The following is a 23,843-nucleotide window of genomic DNA, read 5'->3' as shown; positions in this document are numbered from 1 at the left end:
TGGGGGACCGGCCCTCGACCGGCTGCTCGGCGTCCGCCACCGGCGCTACGTTCGACCGGGTGTCTTCGCCGCGACCGGTTCCCGTCGACCTCGTGACCGGTGGGCGGCAGCTCACGGAGCCGCGCCTCGACAGCTCGGGACGATGGCTCGCCTACGTCGAGAGCGACGCCGCCGGGTCCCGGTTCGTCGTCGTCGACCTCGACGACGACGGATCGTCCGGTTCGCGGATCGTCACCGATCCCGCGCCTGCCGCGGGGCGGGGGATGGGCGGCGGGGCCTTCGCGTGGTTGCCTGATGCCTCGGGTCTCGTGTTCGCCGGCAGTGACGGATCGATCTGGCGCGTCTCGACGTCGGGCGGCGACCCCGAGTCGGTCTGGTGCGGAACGGGCGCGCAGGCGCCGGCGGTGTCCCCCGATGGTCGCCGCGTCGCGTTCATGGTCGACCAGCGCGACATCGTCGTCGCCTCGCTCGATGGCGGCGATCCCGTCGTCGTGACGGCGGCGGCCGGACCCGACTTTGCCTTCGATCCCGTGTTCGCTCCGGACGGCGCCTCGGTCACGTTTCAGGGGTGGTCCGTGCCCGACATGGCCTGGGACGCCGCGGCGCGCTACTCGCATCCGGTCGGCATCGAGGGTGCGCTCTCCGTGGAGCGGCTCGACGGTGCCGCGATCCAGCAGCCCGGTTTCCTGCCGGACGGCGCGCCGGTCGCTGTCTCCGATGTCGACGGCTGGCTCAACGTGTCGGTCGGCGACCGTCCGATCGTCGCCGAGCCGTTCGAGCACGCCGGACCGACGTGGGGCCCCGGCCAGCGCACGTGGGCCGCGTCCCCCGACGGCCGGCGCATCGCCTTCACCCGGAACGAGGCGGGCTTCGGTCGCCTCGTCGTCGCCGACGTGGCGACCGGTGAGCTGATCACGCTCGGACGGGCGGTGCATGGTCAGCTGTCCTGGGCGGGGCGGCGCGTGGCGGCCCTCCGGTCCGGGGCCCGCACCCCCACCGAGATCGTGGTGTACGAGGAGTCCGACAGCGGCGACTGGTCCCGTCGCCGGATCTCGCGCGGGCCGGCGGACGGCTGGACCGACCACGAGTGGGTGTTGGTCGAGCCCGACTTGGTCGAGGTGCCGGACGGCGACGGGACCGTCCTCCACGCTCGACGGTACGCCTCGCCGTCTCCCTGTGGTCGTCTGCTCGTGTGGATCCACGGCGGACCGACGGCGCAGTGGGACGTCTCGTTCAATCCCGGGGTGGCGTTCTGGTGTTCGCGCGGCTGGGATGTGCTGCTCGTCGATCCGCGAGGCTCCACCGGGCATGGCCGCCGCTATCAACAGGCGCTCCGTGGCGGGTGGGGAGTACTCGACGTCGAGGACACGGCGACGATGCTCGAGCACGCGCATGCCGACGGGCGATCGACGCCGCCGCGAACCGTGGTGATGGGCGGGTCGAGCGGCGGTCTCACCGTGCTCGGCGTGCTCGGCCGGCACGCCGGGCTGGTCGCCGGCGGCGTCGCTCTCTACCCGGTGAGCGACATCCACGATCTGAACGAGCACAGCCACCGGTTCGAGGCCCACTATCAGCTCTCGCTGGTGGGGCCCGACGACACGGCCGCCGATCGGCAGCGCTACTGGGACCGGTCGCCGCAGTCGTACGCCGATCGGATCGCGTCGCCGTTGCTGGTCCTCCACGGCACGGACGACCCCGTCGTGCCGGTCGACCAGAGCTGCGCGCTGGCCCGGCGCATCAGACAGACCGGCGGCCGCATCGAGTTGCACCTCATCGACGCCGAGGGGCACGGGTTCCGCCGCCCCGAGTCGAAGCAGATCGAGTACCGGCTCGTGGAGGCCTTTCTCGACCGTCTCGTGCCGCCGGAGGACGACCGCTCGTCAGGCGAGTGAGACGCGGACGCCGGGGAGCGGGCAGCTCGACCGCTCGACGATCAGTTCGTCGATCGTGTCGTGGCAGCTCATGCAGCATCCGCCGGCGCGGCAGCGCTCGGTGATGTCGGCGATCGAGCGCGCGCCCTGGTCGATCTCTCGCACGATCCGTCGCTCGTTGACTCCGTAGCACAGGCACACCAACGCCATCGGTTACGTAAGGTACTCCTAACCAGAGTCATGACGCAACCCGAGCGGATTTGGTGTGCCATGCCGGTGCCTACGCTGGAACGATGAGGCCGAAGAGACTCCTGGCCTACTGTCTGGCGAAACCCGGGGCCTGGGAGGACGAGCCCTGGGACGGCGACGTCGTGGCCAAAGTCGGTCCGGCCGGTCGGGGCAAGATCTTCGCCTTCATCGGTGACGGGCGGTCGGTCGGGGTGAAGGCCGGTGCCAACCGGGACGAGGCCGACGAATGGCTCGTGCGCTACCCGGACGACGCATCCGCGTCGGCCTACATCGGGCGTTCCGGCTGGAACACGCTGCGCATCGGTGGGGCGATCCCCGACGACGAGATCGAAGAAGCCATCGACGCGTCCTACGACGCGGTGGTCGCCAAGCTGCCCAAGCGGGACCGCCCGGCCTGACGGCGGGGGCCGAGGTCCCGGCCGGCGTCGTCCGCCGACGGGGTCGGTCGAGACGGCCCCGCCGCTTGCACTCAGCCGAGACGGTCGACGAGGGCGCGAAGGTATTCCGTCACAGCGGTCGGGTCGGCGAGTCGGCGGGTGGCTGCAGTGGAGCCGGGGCCGACGCGGATGCCCAGGTCGACGGGGGTGAGCGAGCGGAACACGTCCTCGTCGGTGACGTCGTCGCCCACGTAGGAGACCGACGCCGCGCCCGACTCGTCCCACATCGCGCGGATCGCCGTCGCCTTGCTCGCCGGGCGGGCCACCAACTCGACCACACCGTGCCCCTGCTTCACCTGGGCCCCTGCCACGAGGCGGCCGACCCCGACGAGGCGATCGGCGGCGGCCTGGCCCCGCTCGGGATTGCTTTCGCGGATGTGCAGCACGACGCCCGTCGGCTTGTGCTCCACCCAGGCGCCGGGGCCGGCCTCGTCGGCTGCGGTGGCGGCCAGTGACCGCAACCTCGACAGCCGCGTCGACTCCACGGGGGTGAGGGGGACCAGCGGGAGGCCGCGCCGCTCGGCGCCGTGACTGCCCGCCACCATGATCGATGCCGGGAAACCGAACCGGGCGAGGTCGGCGACCGCCCGGCCGGAGACGACGGCCACCGGGACGTGCTTGGCGAGTTGGATCAGGCGGGCGAGCACCCCGGGAAGCAGGGCGGCGTCGGCAGCGTGGGCGACGATCGGGGCGAGGACGCCGTCGACGTCGAAGCCGACGAGCGGGGGAGCGGGCAGCGCCATCACCGCCTCGGCGACCTCGACCGGATCGTCGTACTCGGGCGTCACCGGTCCGCCCTGCCGTTCATCGGGCGGCCTCCAACTCGCGCAGGAACCGTTCCGCCCAGCCGCGCACGTCGCTGCGGGCCACCGCCGAGCGCAGTTTGGCCATCCGTGCCGTTCGTTCCGGGTGGTGCATCTCGACGGCGGTGGCGATCGCGTCGCGGAGCGCCTGCTCGTCGTGGGGGTTGACGAGCACGGCGTCGATCAGCTGGTCGGCCGCCCCGGCGAACTCGGACAGCACGAGCACGCCGTTGACGTCGCGGCGGCTGGCCACGTACTCCTTGGCGACGAGGTTCATCCCGTCGCGTAGCGGGGTGACGAGCATCACGTCGGCGGCGAGGTACAGGGCGACGAGCTGCTCGATCGGTAGGCCCCGGTAGAGGTAGTGCAGGACCGGATGGCCGATCCGCGAGTAGCGCCCGTTGATCTCGCCGACGAGACGCTCGATCTCGTGCCGCTCGTCGCGGTAGTGCTCGACGGCCTCTCGGGTTGGCGTGGCCACCTGGATCATCACGCAACGATCGGCGTCGAGCGTGCCGTCTTCGAGCAGCGACCGGAAGGCCCGCATGCGCAGTCCGATCCCCTTCGTGTAGTCGAGCCGGTCGACCCCGAGCAGGATCACCTCGGGGTTGCCGAGACTGGTCCGCAGCGCGGCGGCGGCCCGCCGGACGTTGCGCTCGGCGGCGAGCAGGTCGAACTCGTCCACGTCGATCGAGATCGGAAAGACCCCCGCCGTGGTGATGTGCCCGCCGTCGCGATCCGTGTCGTCGCCACCCTCGACGGCGCGGGTGATGGTGAAGCCGTCGGCGTCGGCTTCCTCGACGTCGAGGTCGGCATTGAGCTGCTGGGCGATCGCCGCGAAGTTGCTCGCCCCGATCGCCCGTTGGAAGCCGACCAGGTCGGCGCCGAGCAGTCCGTCGATGATCTCGTCCCGCCACGGCAGACGGGCGAAGAGCTCCCACGGCGGGAACGGCACATGGAGGAAGAATCCGATGAGCGCATCGGGTCGCAGGCGTCGCACCATGCTCGGCACGAGCTGCAGGTGGTAGTCGTGGACCCAGATCACGGCGTCCGGCGGGGCCACCTCGACGAGCGTCTCGGCGAAGCGCTGGTTGACCGCGACGTAGGCCGCCCACTGCTCGGCCTTGAACGACGGGTCGCGCATCGCGTCGTGGTAGAGCGGCCACAGCGAGTCGTTGGAGAAGCCCTCGTAGTAGTCGTCGTGCTCCGACTGCGACAGCGGGATGGGATGGAGATCGACGCCGTCGAGGTTGAACGGCTCGGGCGCATCGTCGACGGACCCGGTCCAGCCGGCCCACATCCCGCCCGAGTCGCGCAGCATCGGCAGCAGGGCGCGGACGAGGCCACCGGGGCTCGGGGCCCACGATCCGTCGGCGGTGCGCATGACCGGGAGACGGTTGGCTGCGACGACGAGCGGCCGCCGGTGCTGTGTCGCGGGTCGCCCGGCGAGACCGGGATCAGTACCGGAACTCATCCCTACAGGATGGCGCGGTCAGCGTCCGATCCCGAATCGGTCACCACTATGCGGTCCGAGGGCCGATGCCATAGCCTGGGGCGACGTATGGCAGTCGTCGCCGACACTCCGCTCGACAGCGCTGCGGCGCCGTCGCTCTCCCCCCGATCCAACGCCGACCGGTTCATGTTGCGGCTCCTGCGCCTCCCGCTCGACGGGCCGCGGGGGACGGCCGAAGGCGCCCGCAAGGCCTTCCAGACGTCGATCATGGTCGCCGCCGTCCGCTGCGTCCTGATGTACCTGGTCTTCCCGTTCGTCCTGCCCGCCGTCGGTCTGGCCAGCGGCATCGGGCCGGCCGTCGGCCTCGCCGTCAACGCGGTGGCGGCGGTCTGCATCGTGATGAGCATGCGCCGGTTCTTCCGCTCCGAGCACCCCAAGCGCTGGTGGTACGCCGGCCTCGGTGGCTCGGTGCTGGTCCTCCTCGTGGTGCTCGCCGTCGTCGACGTCGTCGATCTCGTCAGCTGACGACCCTGATGACCGCGCCGGTCCGCAAGGTGGCTCTGTTCGACCTCGACGGCACGCTGTCCGCGTCCGAGCCAGGCATCGTGTCGTCACTCGTCGCGGCGATGGCCGCCGAAGGATTGCCGATCCCGTCGGCCGAGCTCCTCCGTACGGCGATCGGCCCGCCCTTCGCCATCGGACTCCCGGCGATCGGCGTGCCGCTCGATCGGCTCGAGGCCGTCACCGCTCGCTATCGGGACACCTACGGGGTGACGGGCCTGTTCGACACGGCCGTCTTCGACGGAGTCGTCGAGATGCTCGACGCCCTCCGAACGGCGGGCCTCGTGATGGCGGTGGCCACCTCCAAGCCCGAGCACAACGCCCTGCGCATCGTCGAGCACCTCCGCCTCGTCGACTACTTCGACGCCATCGCCGGCGCGGATCTCGAGACCGGCCGCGTCGACAAGGCGGGCGTCATCGCTCGGGCGCTCGACCTTCTCGGGGTCGATGCCGGGCCGTCGGTCGTGATGGTCGGCGACCGCCACCACGACGTCGATGGTGCGCGCGAGCACGGCATCGACAGCATCACCGTCGGCTGGGGCTACGGCACGCTCGACGAGCACGTGGCCGCCGCGCCGTTCGCCCACGCGGCGACACCGGCCGACGTGGTTCGCACCATCCTCGGCTGAACCAGAGCGTTCCGACGACGGCGGTAACAGATGGTGCCAGGCACCATCTGTTACCGCCCGTCCGGCGAGTATCAGGAGACGGCGCGGATGGCCGACCACACCCGTTCGGGGGTGGTCGGCATGTCGATGTGGCGCACACCGAGATGGGCCACGGCGTCGACCACCGCGGACTGCACCGCTGGCGTCGATCCGATCGTGCCCGATTCACCGACGCCCTTGGCTCCGAGCGGGTTCACCGGCGTCGGCGTCTCCATCTCGACGACCTCGAAGCTCGGGAGCTCGGCGGCCGACACCATCGCGTAGTCGGCCAGATTCGACGTGACGGGGTTGCCGTCGTCGTCGAAGCGAACCTCCTCGAGGAGCGCCTGGGCCGTGCCCTGGGCGATGCCGCCGTGGATCTGGCCCTCGAGCAGCAGCGGGTTGATGATCGTGCCGGCGTCGTCGACGGCCACGTGGCGGACGTGCCGCACCCGGCCGGTGTCGGTGTCCACCTCGACGACCGCGACGTGGGCCCCGAACGGGAACGTCGGCGAGACGGCGTCGAACCGCGAGTCGACGCCGAGCCGACCACCGTCGGCGGCCACAGCCACGGCGAGCTCGGCCCACGACGTGGCGACGGCGGGGGTGCCGGCCACGTGGAACGCCCCGCGGTCGACGTCGAGCACGATGTCGGCGACGTCCGCCTCGAGCACCGTCGCGGCGAGGGCCTTGGCGGCTTCGACGAGTTCACCGGCGGCCTTGTCAACCGCCGCGCCGCCCTGCTGCAGCGAGCGAGACCCCATCGTGCCACCGCCGGTGGGCACCAGATCGGTGTCGCCCCACACGAGACGGATGTCGTGGATGTCGATGCCGGTGCGGGCGCTCGTGATCATCGAGAAGGCGGTGTCGTGCCCCTGCCCGTGCGGCGACGTGCCGGTGTAGACCGTGGCGGTGCCGTCGTCGGCGATGTCGATGCGTGCGTTGTCGCCGAACGGCGGCACACCACCGGTGATCTCGACGTAGACGCTCACGCCGATGCCGAGTTGCACCGGGTCGCCGGCGTCGCGGCGTCGTTGCTGGTCGGCCCGCAGCTCGTCGTAGCCGACGGCGGCGAGGGCCCGGTCGAGGGCCCCGACGTAGTCGCCGACATCGTACGTTTGCCCGATGACAGTGGTGTGGGGCTCGGTGAACGGGGCGATCAGGTTGATGCGCCGCACCTCGGTCGGGTCGAGGCCGAGCTCGGCGGCGTAGAGATCCATGCCCCGCTCGATGGCGGCGGTGGCCTCCGGCCGACCGGCGCCGCGATAGGCGACGGTGGGCGTCGTGTTGGTGAGCACCGACGTGGTACGGCACTCGATGTTGGCGATGTCGTACACGCCCGACGCCATCGGGCGGGTCATGAACGGGGCGAGGATCGCCCCCATGTCCATGAAGCCGCCGCAGTCCTGGATGACGCGCAGCTGATAGTGCGTGACGCGACCGTCGCGGCGGCCCCCCAGCTTCACGTACTGGATCTGGGCCCGGCCGTGGCCGAGCGCCATCATCGACTCGCTGCGGGTCTCGGTCCAGCGCACCGGCCGCCCGGCGGCGGTGGCGATCCCACCGAGGAGGACCTCCTCGGCATAGACGCCGATCTTGGCGCCGAAGCCGCCGCCGACATCGGGGGTGATGACTCTGACCGCCGAGGCGTCGAGGCCGTTCACCGCGGCGATGCGATCGCGGATCCCCTGGGCATGCTGGGTGGAGACCCACTGCACGAGGCGTCCGTCGACCCACGCCGCCGCGGCCGCGCGAGTCTCCAGCGGGCACGGCGCCACGCGCTGGTTGACGAACCGGCCCTCCACGACGACCTCGCAGTCGGCGAAGTACTCGTCGCCACTGAGGTCGGGCATGCCCATCGCCGTCGTGTCCATCACGACGTTGCTGCCGGCCCCTTCGTAGAGCAGCGTCGTCCCGGTGAGCGCCTGCTCCGGGTCCACGTACGCCTCGAGCACGTCGTAGTCGACGATGACGGCCGACACGGCGTCGGCGGCCTGCTCGAACGTTTCGGCGACGACGGCCGCGACGGGCTCACCGACGAACCGCACCCGCTCACTGGCGAGGAGCGGGCGGGCGACGCCGGGGTTGAACGAGGCGGCGTCGGGCTGCAGGCCGAGATCGGCCGCCGTGTACACGCCGATGACCCCCGGCATCGAGCGGGCTTCGTCGGCGTCGATCGCCGTGACGATGCCGTGGGCGACCGACGATCGCACGTAGGCGACGTACGCCGCGCCGTCCAGCTCGGGCACGTCGTGGAGGTCGCCGACGTAGACCCCTCCGGTGGTGATGAACTTCGGATCTTCCTTGCGGATGACCCGATTGCCGAGAACGCTGCCTGCCACAAAGCCCCCTTCGATGCTGGAGAAACGAACTGTAGATGGCGGGCGTCCTCCGGACCTGATCGGCGGCATGGCGTCTGGCCGGTGTCGCGCCGGTATGGCAGAGTGCGGGCGTGGCCTGGTTGGTGAGCGAAGCGCGCGTGTTGGCGTCGGCCGAGGTTGCCGCCTCCAGAAGTGAGCGGCGACGCGGCCTGCGCGGTCGCGACGGTGTCGACGGTGCGCTCGTCATCGAGCGATGCCGGTGGGTGCACACGTTCGGGATGCGATTCCCGATCGACGTCGCGTTCGTCGACGCCGACGGGGTGGTGATCAAGATCGTGCGGATGCGGCGGTGGCGACTGGGCGCCCCGGTGAAGCGGGCGACGTGGGTCGTCGAGACCGGGCTCGGGTCCTTCGAGCGGTGGGGCCTGTCGATCGGTGACGTCGTCGAGCTCCGCGACGGCCCCGCCGATGCCTGACGCCGGCTCGCTCGTGCTCGTCGCGACGCCGATCGGGAACCTCGGCGACCTTCCGCCGCGGGCGATCGAGGTGCTCGGTGCGGTCGAGCTGGTCTGCTGCGAGGACACGAGGCGGACGGGGCGGTTGCTGCAGCACGCCGGCGTCCACGCCCGGCGCCTCGCGGTCGCCAACGAGCACACCGAGACGGCCCGACTGGCGGAGGTGATCGACGTCCTCGCGGCGGGTGGCGATGTCGCCCTCGTCACCGACGCGGGGACGCCCGGCATCAGCGACCCGGGCGAGCGGCTCGTGCACGGCGTGATCGACGCCGGGTTCGCGGTCTCTGCGGTGCCCGGCCCGGCGGCCTTCGTGACCGCGCTGGTGATCAGCGGGCTGCCGACCTCGCGATTCGTCATGGAGGGCTTCCTGCCTCGTTCCGGATCGGCCCGCAGGGAGCGACTCGCCGAGGTGGCCGCCGAGCAGCGCACGGTGGTGCTCTACGAAGCGCCACACCGGATCGAGCGCACGATCGCCGATCTCGCCGCCGTGTGTGGCGACGATCGGCCGGTCGCCGTCGCCCGTGAGCTGACGAAGCTCTACGAGACCGTCGTGCGGGGCACGCTCGGTTCGATCACCCTCGGTGAACCGCGGGGAGAGTACGTCGTGGTGCTCGGCGGGGCCCCGGCTGCTGCGGCCGCCTCCCCGACCGACGTTGCCGCCGCCGTCGACCGCGCGCTCGATCGAGGACTCTCCACCAAGGAGGCCGCCACCGACGTGTCGGCGGCGCTCGGCGTCGGCCGGCGCGAGGCATACGACATCGCCGTCGCGCGACGGAGATCACGCCGTTCTGCCGGCATCTCCACCCCGGCAGCAGGTAAGAACGGGGCGTGAGCGAGTACCGGCCGATCATCGCGCCGGGTCCGAGCGCGGCCTTCTTCGACCTCGACCGGACCCTGATCGCCGGTTCGTCGGTGTTCGTCGTCGCCGCCACCGCCCGCTCGGCCGGGCTGATCGGCAACCGCCAGTTCGTCAAGGACGCCGCGTCCGCGGTGGCCTTCAAGCTGAAGGGGGCCAGCGACGGCACCACCGACGGCGTGCGCGATCGCATCCTCGGCGCGGTCAAGGGCGTGCGCCAGGACGACCTCGTCGCCCTCAACGCCGAGGTGCTGCCCAAGCTGCTCGGCAAGATCCGCCCCGAAGCCCGCCGGCTCCTCGACCTCCACCGTCACGCCGGCCGGGCGACCTACATCGTCTCGGCGTCACCGGTCGAGATCGTCGAGCCCCTCGCCACCACGTTGGGGATGACCGCCGGGATCGGCACGCGCAGCCGCATCGTCGACGGCGTGTACACCGGCGAGCTCGAGGGCCCCTTCTGCTACGGACCCGGCAAGGTGGAGGCGATCGAGGAGATCGCCCGGTGGGAGGGTCTCGACCTCGCCCAGTGTTACGCGTACAGCGACTCGGCGAGCGACCTGCCGATGCTCATGGCCGTCGGCCACCCCGTGGCCGTCAACCCCGACACGGCACTCGAGCGCCACGCGTCGAGACACGGCTGGCCGGTGGTGGAGTTCAGCCAGCGCACCAAGTCGGTGATCCGGCGTGTCGCGTCGGGGGCCGCCGGCGCCGGTCTCGCCGCAGCGAGCTTCGCCGGGGGCGTTCGCTACGCCCGCGTCGCCGCGTCGCGCTGACCCGTCGCATCGCATGCGCCGTCGGGCCGCACCCGGCGCCTTGCATTACGAACGATCACGATATATCGTGTTCATATCGCGACACGACGAGACGTGTCGTCGCAACGAACGATCTGGAGACATCGACATGCGCAACGCAGAACACTTCCCCTTTGTTCATCGAGACGGTCATCGAGACGGACACCGACGTCCCGGCCCCGACGCCCGTTTCAACCGCGGTGGCCCGCCTCCGGAGGGTGGCTGGGGCGGCTGGGGCCACGGCCCCGGGCGTCGCGGCGGAGGCCGCGGACGGATGCGCCGCGGCGACATCCGCACCGCCGTGCTCGCCGTGCTCGGCGAGGAGCCGGGCCACGGCTACGACATCATGAGCCGGCTCGAGGCGAAGAGCGGTGGCGTCTGGCGCCCGAGCGCCGGATCGGTCTATCCGACGCTCCAGCAGCTCGAGGACGAGGGCCTCGTCACGTCGGCCGAGCGCGACGGCAAGCGTGTCTACACCGTGACCGACGCCGGTCGGGCGGAGGCCGCCCGCCGCATCGCCGACGCCGGCGCCGAGCCCTGGGCCACGGCCGGGTTCGGCGGCGGTGCCAACCCGGGGCTGCTGTTTCGCTCCTTCGGCACGCTCGGCATGGCCGCCAAGCAGGTCGTCGCCGCCGGGACCCCGGCCCAGCTCGCCGCGGCGATCGCCATCGTCGACAATGCCCGCAGGGAGATCTACCGGCTCCTCGGCGACGACACCGTGACGGCCGGCCCGGCCGACCCGGGCGCTGCGTCCGACCCTGCGCCCGACGCGGAGGGCTAGCCCGAACGACGCGTCAGCGGGGCATCAGGGCGAGCTGGCGCGACTGGGCGACGAGCGTGCCCGTCGAGTCCCACAGTTCGCCGTCCTCGTTGAGCAACCCGCCGGCGATCACGTCGCTGTGGAAGCGGGCGGCGACCGGCCCTGGCGCCGGCACGGCCCGGATGTGCACGGTCAACTCGAGCGTCGGGACCCACCCCGGGGTGACGCCGGCGTTGAACACCGGTGGGAAGAAGGCGTCCGCCGCGAGCAGCAGCCCGATGGCATCGATCGCGTCGCCGGGCGCCTGACCGGCCAGGGCGAACCAGCCGGCGAGCTCGGCCCGGCCGGTCGGTCGTTCGACGGCGAACCCTTCGTCGCCCGGGCGGATGCGCATCTCCACCTGTCGGGGAAAGCCTGACGGCGCCATCGTCGGCGAGAAGCGCTCCATCGTCGGGGTGTGCTCGTAGTCCGGGAGGTCGGCGGGTGGCGCGACGGTGGCGATCGGCTCCCCGTCGGGGGCCGGCGGCGCCCCGAACGTGCCGAGCACGCGGATCACCTCGGTGTCGCCCTGCGTCAGACGCGCCGCCACGGTGGCCATGCGCCGGCCGATCCGCACCGGCTCGACCTCGACAACGCACGGTCCGGGTCGGCCCGGCGCCAGGTAGTGGGCCGTCACCGACAGCGGCGGTCGGCCGGCGGTGTCGGCCATCGCCCGGGCGGCCAGTGCCAACACATACCCACCGTTGGCGACACCACCGATGTCCCAGCCGTCGGCCACCGCACCGTCGTACACCGAACGGGAACCGGGGCTGTCGGGTCGCCGGGTGGCGGCGGTCGCCGTCTCGAACGCTGATGCCATCTGCGCGATCCTACGAACCGGCCGGGCGCTGGGTTTGATCGTAGAACTGTGACCGCCGTCGCCGGCCGGTCGTCCCGGTCAGCCGTGGCGACATGCCATCGGTACCCTTCGGGCCGTGAGCAGGTTCTACGCGACGACCCCCATCTACTACGTCAACGACGAACCGCACATCGGGCACGCCTATACCACCATCGTCGCCGATGCCGTCTCGCGCTGGCACCGGCTGCTCGGCGAGGACGTCAAATTCCTCACCGGTACCGACGAGCACGGCCTCAAGATCCAACAGGCGGCGGCCGCGGCCGGTCTCGACCCCAAGACGTTCGCCGACGGCATCGCCCCGCGCTTCGCCGCCGCGTGGGACTCGCTCGACATCAGCAACGACGACTTCATCCGCACCACCGAGCCGCGGCACTACACGGCGGTCACCGAACTGCTCCAGCGGTGCTACGACGCGGGCGACATCGAGCTCGACTACTACCGCGGCAAGTACTGCGTGCGTTGCGAGGCGTACTACACCGACGACGAATTGCTCCCGGTCGATCTGTGCCCGATCCACAAGACCCCGGTCGACGTGCTCGAGGAGGAGAACTACTTCTTCCGCCTCAGCCGCTTCGAACAGCGCCTGCTCGACTGGTACGAGGCCCATCCCGGCGCGATCGTGCCCGAGTTCCGCGGCAACGAGGCGCTCGGCCTCATCCGTTCGGGGCTCAAGGACTTCTCGGTCAGCCGCACCAGCCTCACGTGGGGCGTCCCGCTGCCGTGGGACGCCAAACACGTCACCTACGTCTGGTTCGACGCCCTCACCAACTACATGAGCGCCGTCGGCTTCGGCGCCACCGACGAGGCGTCGCAGACGGCGTTCGAGACGTGGTGGCCGGCCGACGTCCACTTCATCGGCAAGGACATCATCCGCTTCCATTGTGTGTACTGGCCGGCGATGCTGATGTCGGCCGGCATCGAGCCGACCCGCCGCTACGCGGTGGGCGGCTGGCTTCTCGTCGACAACGAGAAGATGTCCAAGTCGACCGGCAACGTCGTCACGCCCCTCGACATGGTCGACACCGTCGGCGTCGACGGCCTGCGCTACTACGTGCTCGCCGACACCCCCTACGGCAATGACGGCGACTTCACCCGCGACGGCATCATCGGTCGCTACAACTCCGATCTCGCCAACAACCTCGGCAACCTCGTGTCGCGTGTCGCCACGGTGGTCGGCTCGAAGTGCGGCGGCATCGCCCCGGCCGCCTCACCCGACAGCCCGCTGGCCGCCGCCGCCTCCGACGCCGTGACGGCGGCCATCACGGCGTGGGACGAGATCGCGCCCCATCGCGGCCTCGAGGCGACGTGGTCGCTCATCCGGGCGACCAACGCCTACCTCGAGGCCAACGAGCCGTGGAAGGCCGAGCCCGGGCCGGCCGTCGACGTCGTGCTCGGCGACGCGGTCGAGGCCCTCCGGATCGTCACCGTGCTCGCCTCGCCCGCCATTCCGGCCACCACGCAGCGGATCTGGGAGCGACTCGGTCTCGACGGCCTGGTCAGCGACCAGCGCGTGCCCGGCGACGTCGAATGGAGCGGTGCTGCCGCCGGCCGGCCCGTCACCAAGGGCGACCCCCTCTTCCCCCGCATCAAGCCGTGAGCGGCGACGGCTGGGTGGACAGCCACTGCCACGTCTACGACGAGCGGATGCCAGGCGGCCCAGCCGGCGCCCTCGCCGAGGCCCGGGACGCCGGCGTCGTCACGATGATCGCCGTCGGATGCGATCGCCCGACGTCCATCGCCGCGCTCGAGTGCGCCCACGCCAACGCCGACGTCTACGCGACCGTGGGCCTTCATCCTCACGATGCCAACAACGGCGTGGACACCGTCGTCGATCTCCTCGACGCCGGCGATCGCCGACTGGTCGCCGTGGGGGAGTGCGGGCTCGACTACTACTACGACCACTCACCGCGGGACGTGCAGCGAGACGTGTTCGCCGCCCAGATCGACCTGGCCATCCGGCTCGACCTGGCCCTCGTCATCCACACGCGCGACGCATGGGCCGACACGTTCGACGTCCTCGATGCCGTGGGCACGCCCGAGCGCACGGTGTTCCACTGCTTCACCGGTGGGCCCGACGAGGCCCGGCGGTGTCTCGACCGCGGTGCAGCCTTGAGCTTCTCGGGCATCGTCACGTTCAAGACCGCCGCCGACGTGCGGGCCGCCGCCGAGCTCTGCCCGCTCGACCGGATGCTCGTGGAGACCGACAGCCCGTATCTCGCCCCGGTGCCCAATCGGGGCAAGCCCAACCGGCCGGCGTGGGTGCTCTTGGTCGGGACCTGCCTCGCCGCGGTCCACGACGAGCCGGTTGATCGGATACGGTTATCCACAGGCGACGCGGCGCGCCGGCTGTTCCGGCTCGATCCGCCCGACTCACAGCCCTGAGCGTCTCCCGCGTAGACTGAAACTTCCTGTACGACACGGAGAAACCCTGAGACTCGACGACCGTGACCGCGGCCGGATCCTGCTGGCCACCGTGATCACCCTGCTGGCGCTTCCGACCATCTGGTTGGTCAACCGCAGTGGGGATGGTCCCGGATCGGCGCGCCCGAACGTCGCCGCTGCGGGGATCGATCCCGGTGAGGCCGACCACTCCACGGCAGGGGACCGGCCCGACGAGTTCGACCCGATGGGGGCGGGTGGCGCCGTCTACCTGCAGCCCACGGTCACCGTCACGGCGCCGACGGTGCCCACCATCGCGGTGGGCCGCGAACCCCATCAGGCCGTCGCCACCGCCGTCGCCACCTACAGCGCACGGGTGTCGTGGAACGAATGTGAGTTCAACGGTCTGGCGATCGGCGAACGGGTCACCGTCGTGAACGTCGCCAACGGACGCTCGATCGATTGCCGGATCGCCTACCTCAGCGGGGGTGAGTCCGAGACGTTGGTCATGCACACCTCGAACTTCCAGTCGATCGCCGACCTGGTCGCCGCGCCGATCCACGTCGAGATCCGTCAGTAGCACGATGACCCATTCGCGCCCCGCGGTGCGGAACCTGCTCACCGACCGCGGGTTGGCACCACGCCGCGAGCTCGGCCAGAACTTCGTCGCCGACCCCAACACGGTCCGGCGCATCGCCGCCCTCGCCGGGGTCGGTCCCGGTGACGACGTCGTGGAGATCGGAGCCGGCCTCGGTTCGTTGACGCTCGCCCTCGCCGAGACGGGCGCCGACGTCACCGCCGTCGAGGTGGATCGCGGTCTGGCCGACGCCCTCGAGTCCGTGATCGACGGGATCGGCAACATCACCCTGGTCCGCGGTGACGCGATGGAGCTCGACTGGGCGGCGCTGCTCGCCGGCCGTCGTGTCGTGCTCGTCGCCAATCTGCCGTACAACGTCGCCACGCCACTGATCTGCGACCTGCTCGACGGCGTGCCCGAAGTGGCCCGCATGCTCGTCATGGTGCAGCGCGAAGTCGCCGAGCGGTTCGCCGCGGCCCCGCGAACCCCCGCCTACGGGGCCGTGTCGGTCAAGGTCGCCTACTGGGCCACGGCCAAGGTGGTGGGCCTCGTTCCCGCCTCGGTGTTCGTGCCGCGGCCGAACGTCGAGTCGGCGCTCGTCGCCATCGAACGCCGTGAACCGCCGGAGACCGACCCCGAGCCGCTGTTCCGGCTGGTGCGCACGGGGTTCGGCCAGCGTCGCAAGATGCTGCGCCGTTCACTCGCCGGCCTGGTGACCGACGAGCAGTTCGAGGCGGCCGGAGTGGCGCCCACGGCCCGCCCCGAGGAGCTCGATGTGGCGGCGTGGTGCCGGCTCACCGACGCCGTCGCCGGGTCCGATGGAACGACGGATGGGGCCGACACGTGAGTGTGGGCGCCGACATCACGTTCGAGCCCCAGGTGCTCCGCGCTCTGGCCAAGCTCACGTGCTCGCTCCGTGTCACGAGCGTGCGCCCGGACGGCTACCACCTCATCGACGCCGAGATGGTCACGCTCGATCTCGCCGACACGCTGCGCGTCGAGCCGGCGGTCGCCGAATCGTCGCTCGTCGTGTCGGGTCCGTTCGCCGACGGGGTGCCGACCGACCGCTCGAATCTGGTGCTCAAGGCGCTGGACGTGGTCGGACGGACGGCGGCGGTGCACGCCGTCAAGCAGATCCCCAACGGTGGGGGGCTCGGCGGCGGCTCCGCCGACGCCGCGGCGATCCTGCGTTGGGCCGGTGTCACCGACCTCGAGGTCGCCGTGGGGCTCGGCGCCGACGTGCCGTTCTGCCTCGTCGGTGGCCGGGCGCGGGTCCTGGGCATCGGTGAGCGGATCGAACCGATGACGCCGACGGTGAGGACGTTCACGCTCGTCGTGCCGCCGCTGTCGGTCAGCACGCCGGCGGTGTACCGGGCGTGGGACGAACTGGGCGGTCCGACCGCGGACGGGCCGAACGATCTCGAACCGGCGGCAGTGCGCGTCGAGCCACGCCTGTCGTGGTGGCGCGACCGTATCGGTTCGCTCGTGGGATCGACTCCGGTGCTCGCCGGGAGCGGCGCGACATGGTTCGTGGAGGGCAGCCACGCAGAGACGCTGGCGCCCACCGAACGCGATGGCGCGACGGTCATCGAGACCACCACTTCCGCCTGACCACTCCCGCCTGACCAGCGGTCCGACGACGTGGTGGAACGCGGAGCTACTTGCGGCGCTGGTGGCGCGTGCGGCGGAGCATCTTCTTGTGCTTCTTCTTCCGCATCCGCTTGCGCCGCTTCTTGATCAACGAACCCATAAGGGCCGCCACGCTATCGGCTGGCCCCGCCGATGCGGTAGCCGACGGGTCACGTTCGCGTGCGCCGTGGCTCCGGGGAGAGGACTCGAACCCCTATACCCTGGACCAAAACCAGGTGTCCTACCATTGAACGACCCCGGAAAGTCGCCGTCGAAACGGTAGCGCGGGAAGGCGACGGAATGCGTGGGTCCGACCGTCCGGTGGGGGTACGGTGCGAAGCGATGAGTGTTGCAGCGATCGTGCTGGCCGCGGGGGAGGGAACGCGGATGCGCTCCGACCGCCCGAAACCGATCCACATGATCTGCGGTCGGGCGATGGTGCTCCACGTCATCGAGGCGCTGCACGCCCTACGACCCACGACCACGGCACTGGTCGTCGGCCACGGCGCCGACCGCGTGATGGGCGAGGTCTCCAAGCTGGCGCCCGCCTGGTCGAACCTGGCGTTCGTCGAACAGGTCACCCAGCGGGGCACGGGCGACGCCGCGGCCTACGGCATGACCGCCCTGCCCGGTGACGACTTCGACGACGACTCGACGGTTGTGGTGCTGCCGGGCGACGCCCCGCTGCTCCTCCCCGAGACGCTCGACGAGTTGGTGGCCACGCACGTCGCCAACGACAACGCGGCGACGATGCTCACCAGCGTCCTCGACGACCCGACGGGGTACGGGCGGGTCATCCGCGGCAAGGACGGCGACGTCGTCGGCATCGTCGAACAGCGCGACGCCACCCCCGAGCAGCTCCAGGTGCGTGAGGTGGGAACGAGCATCTACGCGTTCCGGCGCGACCTGTTCGGCCCCGCCCTGCGCCAGCTGTCGCCCGACAACGCCCAGGGCGAGTACTACCTCACCGACGTCGTCGGCATGCTCGCCGGCATGGGTCACCGGGTGGGCACCGTCGAGGCGCCGGCGACCGAGACGCAGGGCGTCAACGACCGGTGGCAGCTCGCCCTCGCCGAGCGGGAGCTCCGGTCGCGGACCAACCGCGGCTGGCTCCTCAACGGCGTGACGATGCTCGATCCGCGCCAGACGTTCATCGACGTCACGGTGCAGCTCGGGCGCGACGTCACGCTGTACCCGGGCGTGATGTTGCAGGGCAGCACGGTGGTGGGCAACCGGTGCGAGATCGGGCCCTCCACCCGCCTCGTCGACTGCCGGGTCGGCGACGACGTGCGCATCCAGTTCAGCGTGGGGGAGCAGGCCACCATCGCGCCCGGCACGGTGGTCGGGCCGTTCGCCCACCTCGGGCCGTCCTCCGCGCTCTGAGCCGCCACGCGTCCACGGACGCGGGTGTGTCGCCTGCCCGGCGGGCGGAATCTGGCCGTGGGAAGGGGGTGGACCTACACTGTGAGCGCACTGCGACCACGAGAGGACTGGTGGGGAGTTGACCGAGATCGAGAAGGTCACAACCAAGCGGCTGGCGTTGTACTCGGGTCGCACCCACCCCGAACTCGCGGAAGAGGTCGCCGCCCAGCTCTCCATGGAGCTCGGCCAGGTGAAGATCGTCGAGTTCGCCAACGGTGAGATCAAGCCGCGGTTCGCCGAGAGCGTCCGGGGCAGCGACGTCTTCATCATCCAGAGCCACTACGGCACGACCCACGAGGACGGCTCCCTGCACTCGGTCAACGACTCGATCATGGAGCAGCTGATCATGATCGACGCCGCCTACCGCGCCTCGGCGAAGCGGATCACCGCCGTCTGTCCCTACTACGGCTACGCCCGCCAGGACCGCAAGAGCGAGGGGCGCGAGCCGATCACCGCCCGCCTCGTCGCCGATCTGTTCAAGGCCGCCGGCGCCAAGCGGATGATCTCCATCGACCTGCACGCCGGCCAGATCCAGGGCTTCTTCGACGGGCCGGTCGACCACCTGACCGCCCTGCCCGTGCTCGAGGAGTACCTGCGCCACAACTGCACCGAGCCGGTGATCGTGTCGCCCGACGCCGGGCGCATCAAGGTGGCCGAGCGCATGGCCCAGCACCTCGGCGACTGCGGCGCCGACCTGGCCTTCTGCTACAAGCGCCGCCCCAAGGGCACGGCCAACGTGGCCGAGGCGATCGAGGTGATCGGCGACGTCGACGGCCGCCTCTGCGTGCTGACCGACGACATGATCGACACCGGCGGCACCATCGTCGGCGCCGCCGAACTGCTGATGGACCGGGGCGCCACCGAGGTGTGGGCGATGGCCACCCACGGCGTCCTGTCGGGCTCGGCCGTCGACCGCCTGAAGAACTCGCGCATCGAACGCATCGTGCTCACCAACACGCTGCCGCTCCCGCCCGAGAAGCAGCTGCCCAAGATCGAGGTGCTCTCGATCGCCCCGCTGATCGCCGAGGCCCTCAACGCCGTCTTCGACGACACCTCCGTCAGCGAGATCTTCGACGGCGAAAATCTCGCCTGAGTTTCGTCCTCGGCGAGCATCGCTTCGCTCGCTCGCCTGCGGCGAGTTTGATTCGAGCTCGCTTCGCTCGCACTGAAGAGTTGAAAGAGGCGGCGGCGCAGCAAGCTGCGCTGATCGCCGCATCGAGGGGGGGAATCCCCCCTCGAGCACCCCCCGACGGCGACCGCGCGTTGGTCGTCCTCCGACCGGTCTCCATCCGCGCGTTGCCTGGCGTGGCCGAGGCGTGGGTCGATTTCGCCTTGGGCCGGATAGGATTGCGAGCCGGCTCGGGCGCCGTCGCGCCCCCCGCACGAACCGAACGAAGCAAGGAACACCTCGCCATGGCGTCAACCGTCCTCAATGCCCAGACCGGCCGCGAGACCGGCAGCGCCGCGTCGCGTCGCCTGCGCCGCGAGAACAAGATCCCCGGCGTGCTCTACGGCCACGGCATGGAGCCGTTGTCGATCGCCGTCGACCGCCGTGACCTGCGAATCGCGGTGTCCGGCGCCGCCGGCTTCAACACCGTGCTCGACCTCACCGTCGACGGCAAGGTGTACCCGGCGATCGTCAAGGACCTGCAGCGCCATCCGGTGCGCCGCAACGTCAGCCACGTCGACTTCATCCAGGTGAACCTCGACGAGTCGATCACGGTCTCGGTGCCGCTGCGCCTCGAGGGCGAGGCCGACGCCGTCACCCAGAACAACGGTCTCGTCGACCCGGCCGTGGATTCGATCGAAGTCGTCACGACGCCGCGGAACATCCCGGCCGAGTTCGTCATCGACATCAGCGCCATGGAGCTCGACACCGTGATCCGTCTCGCCGACGTGCCGATGCCGGAGGGCGTCACGCCCACCGGCGATCCCGAGTCGCCGGTCGTCACCGTGCTCACGATGCGCGGCGAGGTCGCCGAGATCGAGGCGGCCGACGCCGAGGCCGCTGCCGAGCAGGAGGCCGAGGCCGCCGAGGGTGGCGAGGGCGGCGAGGCTGCCGCCGAGGGCGACGCCGCCGCCGAGTAGTCGGCCGGCCGCACCGCCAGCGCGATGCGCGGCCGCTCCACCACACCGTTCGACCACCTCGTGGTCGGGCTGGGCAACCCCGGCAAGGAGTACGCCGGCACGCGCCACAACGTCGGCCAACAGGTCGTCAGCCTGCTCGCCGAGCGCCACGGCGCGGCGATGAAGGGCGGACGGGACAACGCCTTGGTGGGCGAGGCCCGTTTCGGCCCCCCGGGCACCGACGCGCCGCGTGTCGTCTTGGCCTTCCCGCTCACGTACATGAACGAATCGGGCCTCGCCGTGCGGTCGCTCGTGCGCCGGTACGGCATCGATGACGCAGCCAAGCTCGTCATCGTCCACGACGAGCTCGATCTCGAGCCCACCACGGTGCGCGTCAAGGTCGGCGGTGGACTGGCCGGGCACAACGGGCTGCGCAGCATCGTCCAGCACCTCGGCACGCAAGACTTCGTGCGCGTGCGCATCGGAGTCGGCAAGCCGCCGTCGAAGGAACGCGGGGCCGGCCACGTGCTCTCCAAGCTGCCGACTCGTCAGCGCGAGCTGTTCGACGTCGCCGTGCAGGAGGCCGCCGACGCGGTCGAGCTGATCGTCGCCGAGTCGCCCGACGCGGCGATGCGCCGCTTCAACACCAAGCGGGTCCCCGAGGCCTGAGCTCCGGGCGACCGAAGCAGCCCGAAAAGAATCCCGGAAAAGTCGCGAGCGGGCCGGCGGCCCGCGCTCATGAACGTCACGAACGGCCCACTGACGGGCCGGCAGACGAAGGAGTTCCCCATGAGCGCATTCCGTGGCCGCAAGGTCATCCCCCTGCTCGCCGCCGGTGTGACCGTCGGTGGGCTCACCCTGGCCGGTGGCCTCTCCGCCTCGGCGGCGAGCGTGACCGCCTTCCCGGCCGAGGCCTGGACGGGCGTCGACATGCCCCTGGCCTTCACCGGCGTCGACCCGGTCAACGGGCTGTCGCGCGCGCTGGCCATCGACTTCGCCGGCGATGACACGTCGTGCGTCGTCAACGTCCCGGCGACCAACGACTACACCGGCGACTGCGCCGGGGCCCACTTCTACGTCCCGATGGGTACGGGCACGATCACGGTCGACGCCTCGCAGGTCGGCTACGTCGGTGGCACTGTCAGCGGCGACTACACATTCACCATCACCGGCAAGATCGCCGACGTCCAGGCCGCCCTGGCCTCGATCACCTACGTGCCGGCACCCGGGTTCACCACCGACGGCGCCTCGCCCGTCCCCATGACGGTGGAGGGCTACGACGCCGGCGGCGGCGGGCTCGACACGCAGTACGTGTCGATCCACGTCACCGACAATCCGCCCGTCGAGTGCCCCGAGGTCCCCGGGACGACCGAGCCCGACGACGTCCCCGAGGTGACCGAGCCGCCCGTGGAGACGGAGCCGCCTGTTGAGACGGACCCGCCTGTTGAGACCGATCCGCCCGTTGAGACCGATCCGCCCGTTGAGACCGATCCGCCCGTTGAGACCGATCCGCCGACGTTCACGATCCCCGACGATCTCGAGATCCCCACGATCCCCACGATCCCGATCCCCAACATCACGTTCCCGAGCATCGACGTCCTGCCGACGGCTCCGCCCGTGCTCGTGGTGCCGCCCAACGGCCAGTTCGGCTTCTCCCGCCCGGGACTGGCTCCCGTGCCCACGCCCGAGTGCCCCGTCACACCGGAGTGCTCCGACGGGCCCGACCCGACGCAGCCTCCGGTCGAGACGGAACCTCCGGTCGAGACGGAGCCTCCGGTCGAGACGGAACCTCCGGTCCAGACGGAGCCTCCGGTCGAGACCGATCCGCCCGTGGAGACCGATCCGCCCGTGGAGACCGATCCGCCGACGTTCACGATCCCCGACGACTTCGAGATCCCCACGATCCCGACGATCCCGATCCCGAACATCTCGATCCCGCCGCTCACGATCGCCACCGTTCCGGAGCCCGGTCTCCAGCAGCCGCTGCCCGGTTCGTTCGGCTTCTCCCGCCCGCTCGCCGGCCTCGTGCCGCTGCCGACCTGCCCGCCTGACACCACGGTTCCCGGCGGCACCCTTCCGGAAACCGGTTCACCGACGCTGCTGATCGCCGCCTTCGCCGGTCTGCTGACGGCCAGCGGTGTCGCCCTGCTCGCCGCTCGCGGCGACACGTCGAACCGGTAACCGACACCGCCCCGTCCGACGGGGCAACCCGAACGAGGGACGGTGTGCATCGAACGGTGCGCACCGTCCCTCGGTCGCGTCCGCCGGGCCCCGGCGGCACGTCGCCGGTCCCATCGGAAAACTTCACGAAAAGTCGCGAGCGGTCGGGACGGCCGCGCTCATGAACGGCACGACGGCTCAACGAGGAGTCGTTCTGATGAAGGAGTTTCCCGATGAGCGCATTCCGTGGCCGGAAGGTCATCCCCCTCGTCGCCGCCGGTCTGACCGTCGGCGGTGTGTCCCTCGTGCCCAGCCTGGGCGCCTCGGCCGCCAGCGTCAGCTCGGCGCCGGGCGAGGTGTGGACCGAGCTGGCGACGCCCCTGCCGTTCAGCGGCACCGACCCCGTGAGCGGGGCTTCGCGTGCGCTGGCGATCGAGTTCGGCGGCGACGACGCCACGTGCGTGGTCAACACCCCGGCCACCAACGACTACGTCGGCAACTGCGCCGGCGCGCACTTCGCCGTGACGCCGGGCATGGGGACGGTCACCATCGACGACTCCCAGCTCGCCTACGTCGGCGCCGGGCGCAGCGGCGAGGCCGACTTCACGGTCACCGGACCGAAGGCCGCCCTCCAGGCGGCCCTGGCGAGCGTGACGTACGTCCCGCCGGCCGCCTTCACCACCGACGGTGGGGCCCCCGTGCCCTTCACGGTGGAGGGCTACGACGCCGGAGGCGGCGGGCTCAGCACCCGCAAGGTGGCCATCCACGTCACCGACATGGTCGGTGCCGTCGATTCGTGGTTCACCAACCTTCCCCGGCACGTCTACACGCCCCGCGGCGTCCAGTTGGACTTCACGGTGGCGCCCGACCCCGTCACCGGTGAGGCCCGCAACATCGCCATCGACCCGCCGTTCGACAGCAGCGGTTGCACGTACGTGCCGGCGACGATGCAGGGTCAGGGGCACTGCCTGGTGGCGTTCGTCAGGATCGACCCGCCCGGCACCTCCGATCGCGGCACGCTGCTCGTCGGCGCCGACACCAGTGGCTTCGCCTACACGCCGCTCGGCATCGCCGGGTCGTTCTCGGTGGTGGGCACCGAGGAGCAGGTGCAGTCGGTCCTCTCGTCGCTGAGCTACCTGCCGCCCGACGACACCTTCGTCACGCCCGCCGACAACCCCGTCCCCGTCTACGTCCAGATGTACGAGGCCGACGTGATCGCCGACCAGCCGCTCGGTTCGGTCAACCCGATCCTCCTGCACGACGAGTACATCTACGTGCACGTGGTGGACCTCCCCACCGACTGCGTCGAGGTCCCCGAGACGACCGAGCCGACGGACACCCCCGATCCGACCGATCCGCCCGTCGAGACGGATCCGCCGGTGGAGACGGATCCGCCGGTGGAGACCGATCCGCCGGTGGAGACGGATCCGCCGGTGGACACCGATCC

25 protein-coding genes and 1 tRNA gene are annotated in these 23,843 nt (G+C 71.0%); 19 read left to right on the top strand and 7 right to left on the bottom strand.

What is annotated here, in order from left to right:
* The first annotated feature begins 59 nt into the window (after positions 1 to 59).
* Positions 60 to 1,892 carry a S9 family peptidase gene (locus DN771_RS24700; protein WP_162942379.1) on the top strand — a complete coding sequence of 611 codons (1,833 nt, stop codon included), beginning with the start codon at positions 60 to 62 and terminating at the stop codon, positions 1,890 to 1,892.
* Here the strand turns inward: DN771_RS24700 and DN771_RS24695 are convergent.
* Positions 1,881 to 2,081 (bottom strand): (2Fe-2S)-binding protein, encoded by a 201-nt coding sequence (locus DN771_RS24695; RefSeq protein ID WP_117000239.1) that lies wholly within the window; start codon positions 2,079 to 2,081, stop codon positions 1,881 to 1,883. The two genes, DN771_RS24700 and DN771_RS24695, sit on opposite strands and share 12 nt — an antisense overlap.
* A gap of 83 nt (positions 2,082 to 2,164) precedes the next feature.
* Here DN771_RS24695 and DN771_RS24690 point away from each other — a divergent pair, with 83 nt between their 5' ends.
* Entirely contained in the window at positions 2,165 to 2,518 is a 354-nt protein-coding gene (locus tag DN771_RS24690; protein ID WP_117000238.1) for an MmcQ/YjbR family DNA-binding protein, read from the top strand.
* Between the two features lie 71 nt (positions 2,519 to 2,589).
* Here the strand turns inward: DN771_RS24690 and otsB are convergent, their stop codons facing one another.
* Together otsB and DN771_RS24680 are read right to left on the bottom strand one after the other, a co-directional pair.
* Positions 2,590 to 3,345, bottom strand: coding sequence for a trehalose-phosphatase (gene otsB, locus DN771_RS24685; protein ID WP_117000237.1), 756 nt, complete (start codon positions 3,343 to 3,345; stop codon positions 2,590 to 2,592).
* Between the two features lie 16 nt (positions 3,346 to 3,361).
* Positions 3,362 to 4,834 carry an alpha,alpha-trehalose-phosphate synthase (UDP-forming) gene (locus DN771_RS24680; protein WP_117000236.1) on the bottom strand — a complete coding sequence of 491 codons (1,473 nt, stop codon included), beginning with the start codon at positions 4,832 to 4,834 and terminating at the stop codon, positions 3,362 to 3,364.
* An 87-nt stretch (positions 4,835 to 4,921) separates the two neighbouring features.
* On the opposite strand from DN771_RS24680, the gene DN771_RS24675 reads away from it, so the two are divergent.
* Together DN771_RS24675 and DN771_RS24670 are read left to right on the top strand one after the other, a co-directional pair.
* On the top strand, positions 4,922 to 5,338 hold the full coding sequence (locus DN771_RS24675) for a hypothetical protein (RefSeq protein WP_117000235.1): 417 nt from the start codon (positions 4,922 to 4,924) through the stop codon (positions 5,336 to 5,338).
* Positions 5,339 to 5,346: 8 nt separating this feature from the next.
* On the top strand, positions 5,347 to 6,003 hold the full coding sequence (locus DN771_RS24670; protein ID WP_117000234.1) for an HAD hydrolase-like protein: 657 nt from the start codon (positions 5,347 to 5,349) through the stop codon (positions 6,001 to 6,003).
* A 71-nt stretch (positions 6,004 to 6,074) separates the two neighbouring features.
* Here the strand turns inward: DN771_RS24670 and DN771_RS24665 are convergent, their stop codons facing one another.
* Positions 6,075 to 8,363, bottom strand: a complete 2,289-nt coding sequence (locus DN771_RS24665; RefSeq protein WP_227462470.1) for a xanthine dehydrogenase family protein molybdopterin-binding subunit — start codon at positions 8,361 to 8,363, stop codon at positions 6,075 to 6,077.
* Positions 8,364 to 8,473: 110 nt separating this feature from the next.
* Between DN771_RS24665 and DN771_RS24660 the strand changes: the two genes are divergently transcribed.
* From DN771_RS24660 to DN771_RS29820, 4 genes are all read left to right on the top strand, one after another.
* On the top strand, positions 8,474 to 8,818 hold the full coding sequence (locus DN771_RS24660) for a DUF192 domain-containing protein (protein WP_117000232.1): 345 nt from the start codon (positions 8,474 to 8,476) through the stop codon (positions 8,816 to 8,818).
* Complete coding sequence (rsmI, locus tag DN771_RS24655; RefSeq protein WP_117000269.1) at positions 8,811 to 9,689, top strand: 16S rRNA (cytidine(1402)-2'-O)-methyltransferase; 879 nt, start codon at positions 8,811 to 8,813, stop codon at positions 9,687 to 9,689. The genes DN771_RS24660 and rsmI overlap by 8 nt, the downstream gene beginning before the upstream one ends.
* Positions 9,686 to 10,486 carry an HAD family hydrolase gene (locus tag DN771_RS24650; protein WP_117000231.1) on the top strand — a complete coding sequence of 267 codons (801 nt, stop codon included), beginning with the start codon at positions 9,686 to 9,688 and terminating at the stop codon, positions 10,484 to 10,486. The genes rsmI and DN771_RS24650 overlap by 4 nt, the downstream gene beginning before the upstream one ends.
* Before the next feature lie 292 nt (positions 10,487 to 10,778).
* Positions 10,779 to 11,285, top strand: a complete 507-nt coding sequence (locus DN771_RS29820; protein ID WP_162942378.1) for a PadR family transcriptional regulator — start codon at positions 10,779 to 10,781, stop codon at positions 11,283 to 11,285.
* A gap of 13 nt (positions 11,286 to 11,298) precedes the next feature.
* Here the strand turns inward: DN771_RS29820 and DN771_RS24640 are convergent, their stop codons facing one another.
* Complete coding sequence (locus DN771_RS24640; RefSeq protein ID WP_117000229.1) at positions 11,299 to 12,123, bottom strand: thioesterase family protein; 825 nt, start codon at positions 12,121 to 12,123, stop codon at positions 11,299 to 11,301.
* Between the two features lie 115 nt (positions 12,124 to 12,238).
* Here DN771_RS24640 and metG point away from each other — a divergent pair, with 115 nt between their 5' ends.
* The 5 genes from metG to DN771_RS24615 all read left to right on the top strand — a co-directional run bounded on the left by metG (position 12,239) and on the right by DN771_RS24615 (position 16,729).
* Positions 12,239 to 13,759 carry a methionine--tRNA ligase gene (metG, locus tag DN771_RS24635; RefSeq protein WP_117000228.1) on the top strand — a complete coding sequence of 507 codons (1,521 nt, stop codon included), beginning with the start codon at positions 12,239 to 12,241 and terminating at the stop codon, positions 13,757 to 13,759.
* On the top strand, positions 13,756 to 14,544 hold the full coding sequence (locus DN771_RS24630) for a TatD family hydrolase (protein WP_162942377.1): 789 nt from the start codon (positions 13,756 to 13,758) through the stop codon (positions 14,542 to 14,544). Before metG ends, DN771_RS24630 begins: the two co-directional genes overlap by 4 nt.
* A 91-nt stretch (positions 14,545 to 14,635) precedes the next feature.
* Positions 14,636 to 15,121: a hypothetical protein gene (locus DN771_RS24625; protein WP_117000226.1), complete on the top strand. Its 486-nt coding sequence runs from the start codon at positions 14,636 to 14,638 to the stop codon at positions 15,119 to 15,121.
* Positions 15,122 to 15,125: 4 nt separating this feature from the next.
* Positions 15,126 to 15,965, top strand: a complete 840-nt coding sequence (gene rsmA, locus DN771_RS24620; RefSeq protein ID WP_117000225.1) for a 16S rRNA (adenine(1518)-N(6)/adenine(1519)-N(6))-dimethyltransferase RsmA — start codon at positions 15,126 to 15,128, stop codon at positions 15,963 to 15,965.
* A complete protein-coding gene (locus DN771_RS24615) occupies positions 15,962 to 16,729 on the top strand; it encodes a 4-(cytidine 5'-diphospho)-2-C-methyl-D-erythritol kinase (protein ID WP_193615410.1) in 768 nt (255 codons plus the stop codon). Before rsmA ends, DN771_RS24615 begins: the two co-directional genes overlap by 4 nt.
* A gap of 46 nt (positions 16,730 to 16,775) precedes the next feature.
* On the opposite strand, the gene DN771_RS24610 is transcribed toward DN771_RS24615, so the two are convergent.
* Positions 16,776 to 16,868 (bottom strand): 30S ribosomal protein bS22, encoded by a 93-nt coding sequence (locus DN771_RS24610; protein ID WP_015442868.1) that lies wholly within the window; start codon positions 16,866 to 16,868, stop codon positions 16,776 to 16,778.
* Between the two features lie 67 nt (positions 16,869 to 16,935).
* A tRNA-Gln gene (locus DN771_RS24605) sits at positions 16,936 to 17,009 on the bottom strand.
* An 80-nt stretch (positions 17,010 to 17,089) separates the two neighbouring features.
* Here DN771_RS24605 and DN771_RS24600 point away from each other — a divergent pair.
* The 6 genes from DN771_RS24600 to DN771_RS24575 all read left to right on the top strand — a co-directional run.
* Positions 17,090 to 18,130, top strand: a complete 1,041-nt coding sequence (locus DN771_RS24600) for a bifunctional UDP-N-acetylglucosamine diphosphorylase/glucosamine-1-phosphate N-acetyltransferase GlmU (RefSeq protein ID WP_162942376.1) — start codon at positions 17,090 to 17,092, stop codon at positions 18,128 to 18,130.
* A 118-nt stretch (positions 18,131 to 18,248) separates the two neighbouring features.
* The gene (locus DN771_RS24595; protein ID WP_205528757.1) at positions 18,249 to 19,262 is read left to right on the top strand and encodes a ribose-phosphate diphosphokinase; all 1,014 of its coding nucleotides are present in this window, start codon (positions 18,249 to 18,251) and stop codon (positions 19,260 to 19,262) included.
* 320 nt (positions 19,263 to 19,582) lie between these two features.
* Entirely contained in the window at positions 19,583 to 20,257 is a 675-nt protein-coding gene (locus DN771_RS24590) for a 50S ribosomal protein L25 (RefSeq protein WP_117000223.1), read from the top strand.
* Between the two features lie 24 nt (positions 20,258 to 20,281).
* Positions 20,282 to 20,905 (top strand): aminoacyl-tRNA hydrolase, encoded by a 624-nt coding sequence (gene pth / locus DN771_RS24585; RefSeq protein WP_117000222.1) that lies wholly within the window; start codon positions 20,282 to 20,284, stop codon positions 20,903 to 20,905.
* Positions 20,906 to 21,025: 120 nt separating this feature from the next.
* A complete protein-coding gene (locus DN771_RS24580) occupies positions 21,026 to 22,417 on the top strand; it encodes a ribonuclease E domain-containing protein (protein WP_162942375.1) in 1,392 nt (463 codons plus the stop codon).
* Between the two features lie 212 nt (positions 22,418 to 22,629).
* A partial coding sequence (locus DN771_RS24575) for a hypothetical protein (protein WP_193615409.1) occupies positions 22,630 to 23,843 on the top strand: 1,214 nt, incomplete at its 3' end.

This window comes from Desertimonas flava, assembly GCF_003426815.1.
GTDB lineage: Bacteria > Actinomycetota > Acidimicrobiia > Acidimicrobiales > Ilumatobacteraceae > Desertimonas > Desertimonas flava.
The sequence above is the reverse complement of the archived record's forward strand: the minus strand, read 5'-3'. Positions and strand labels throughout refer to the sequence as shown.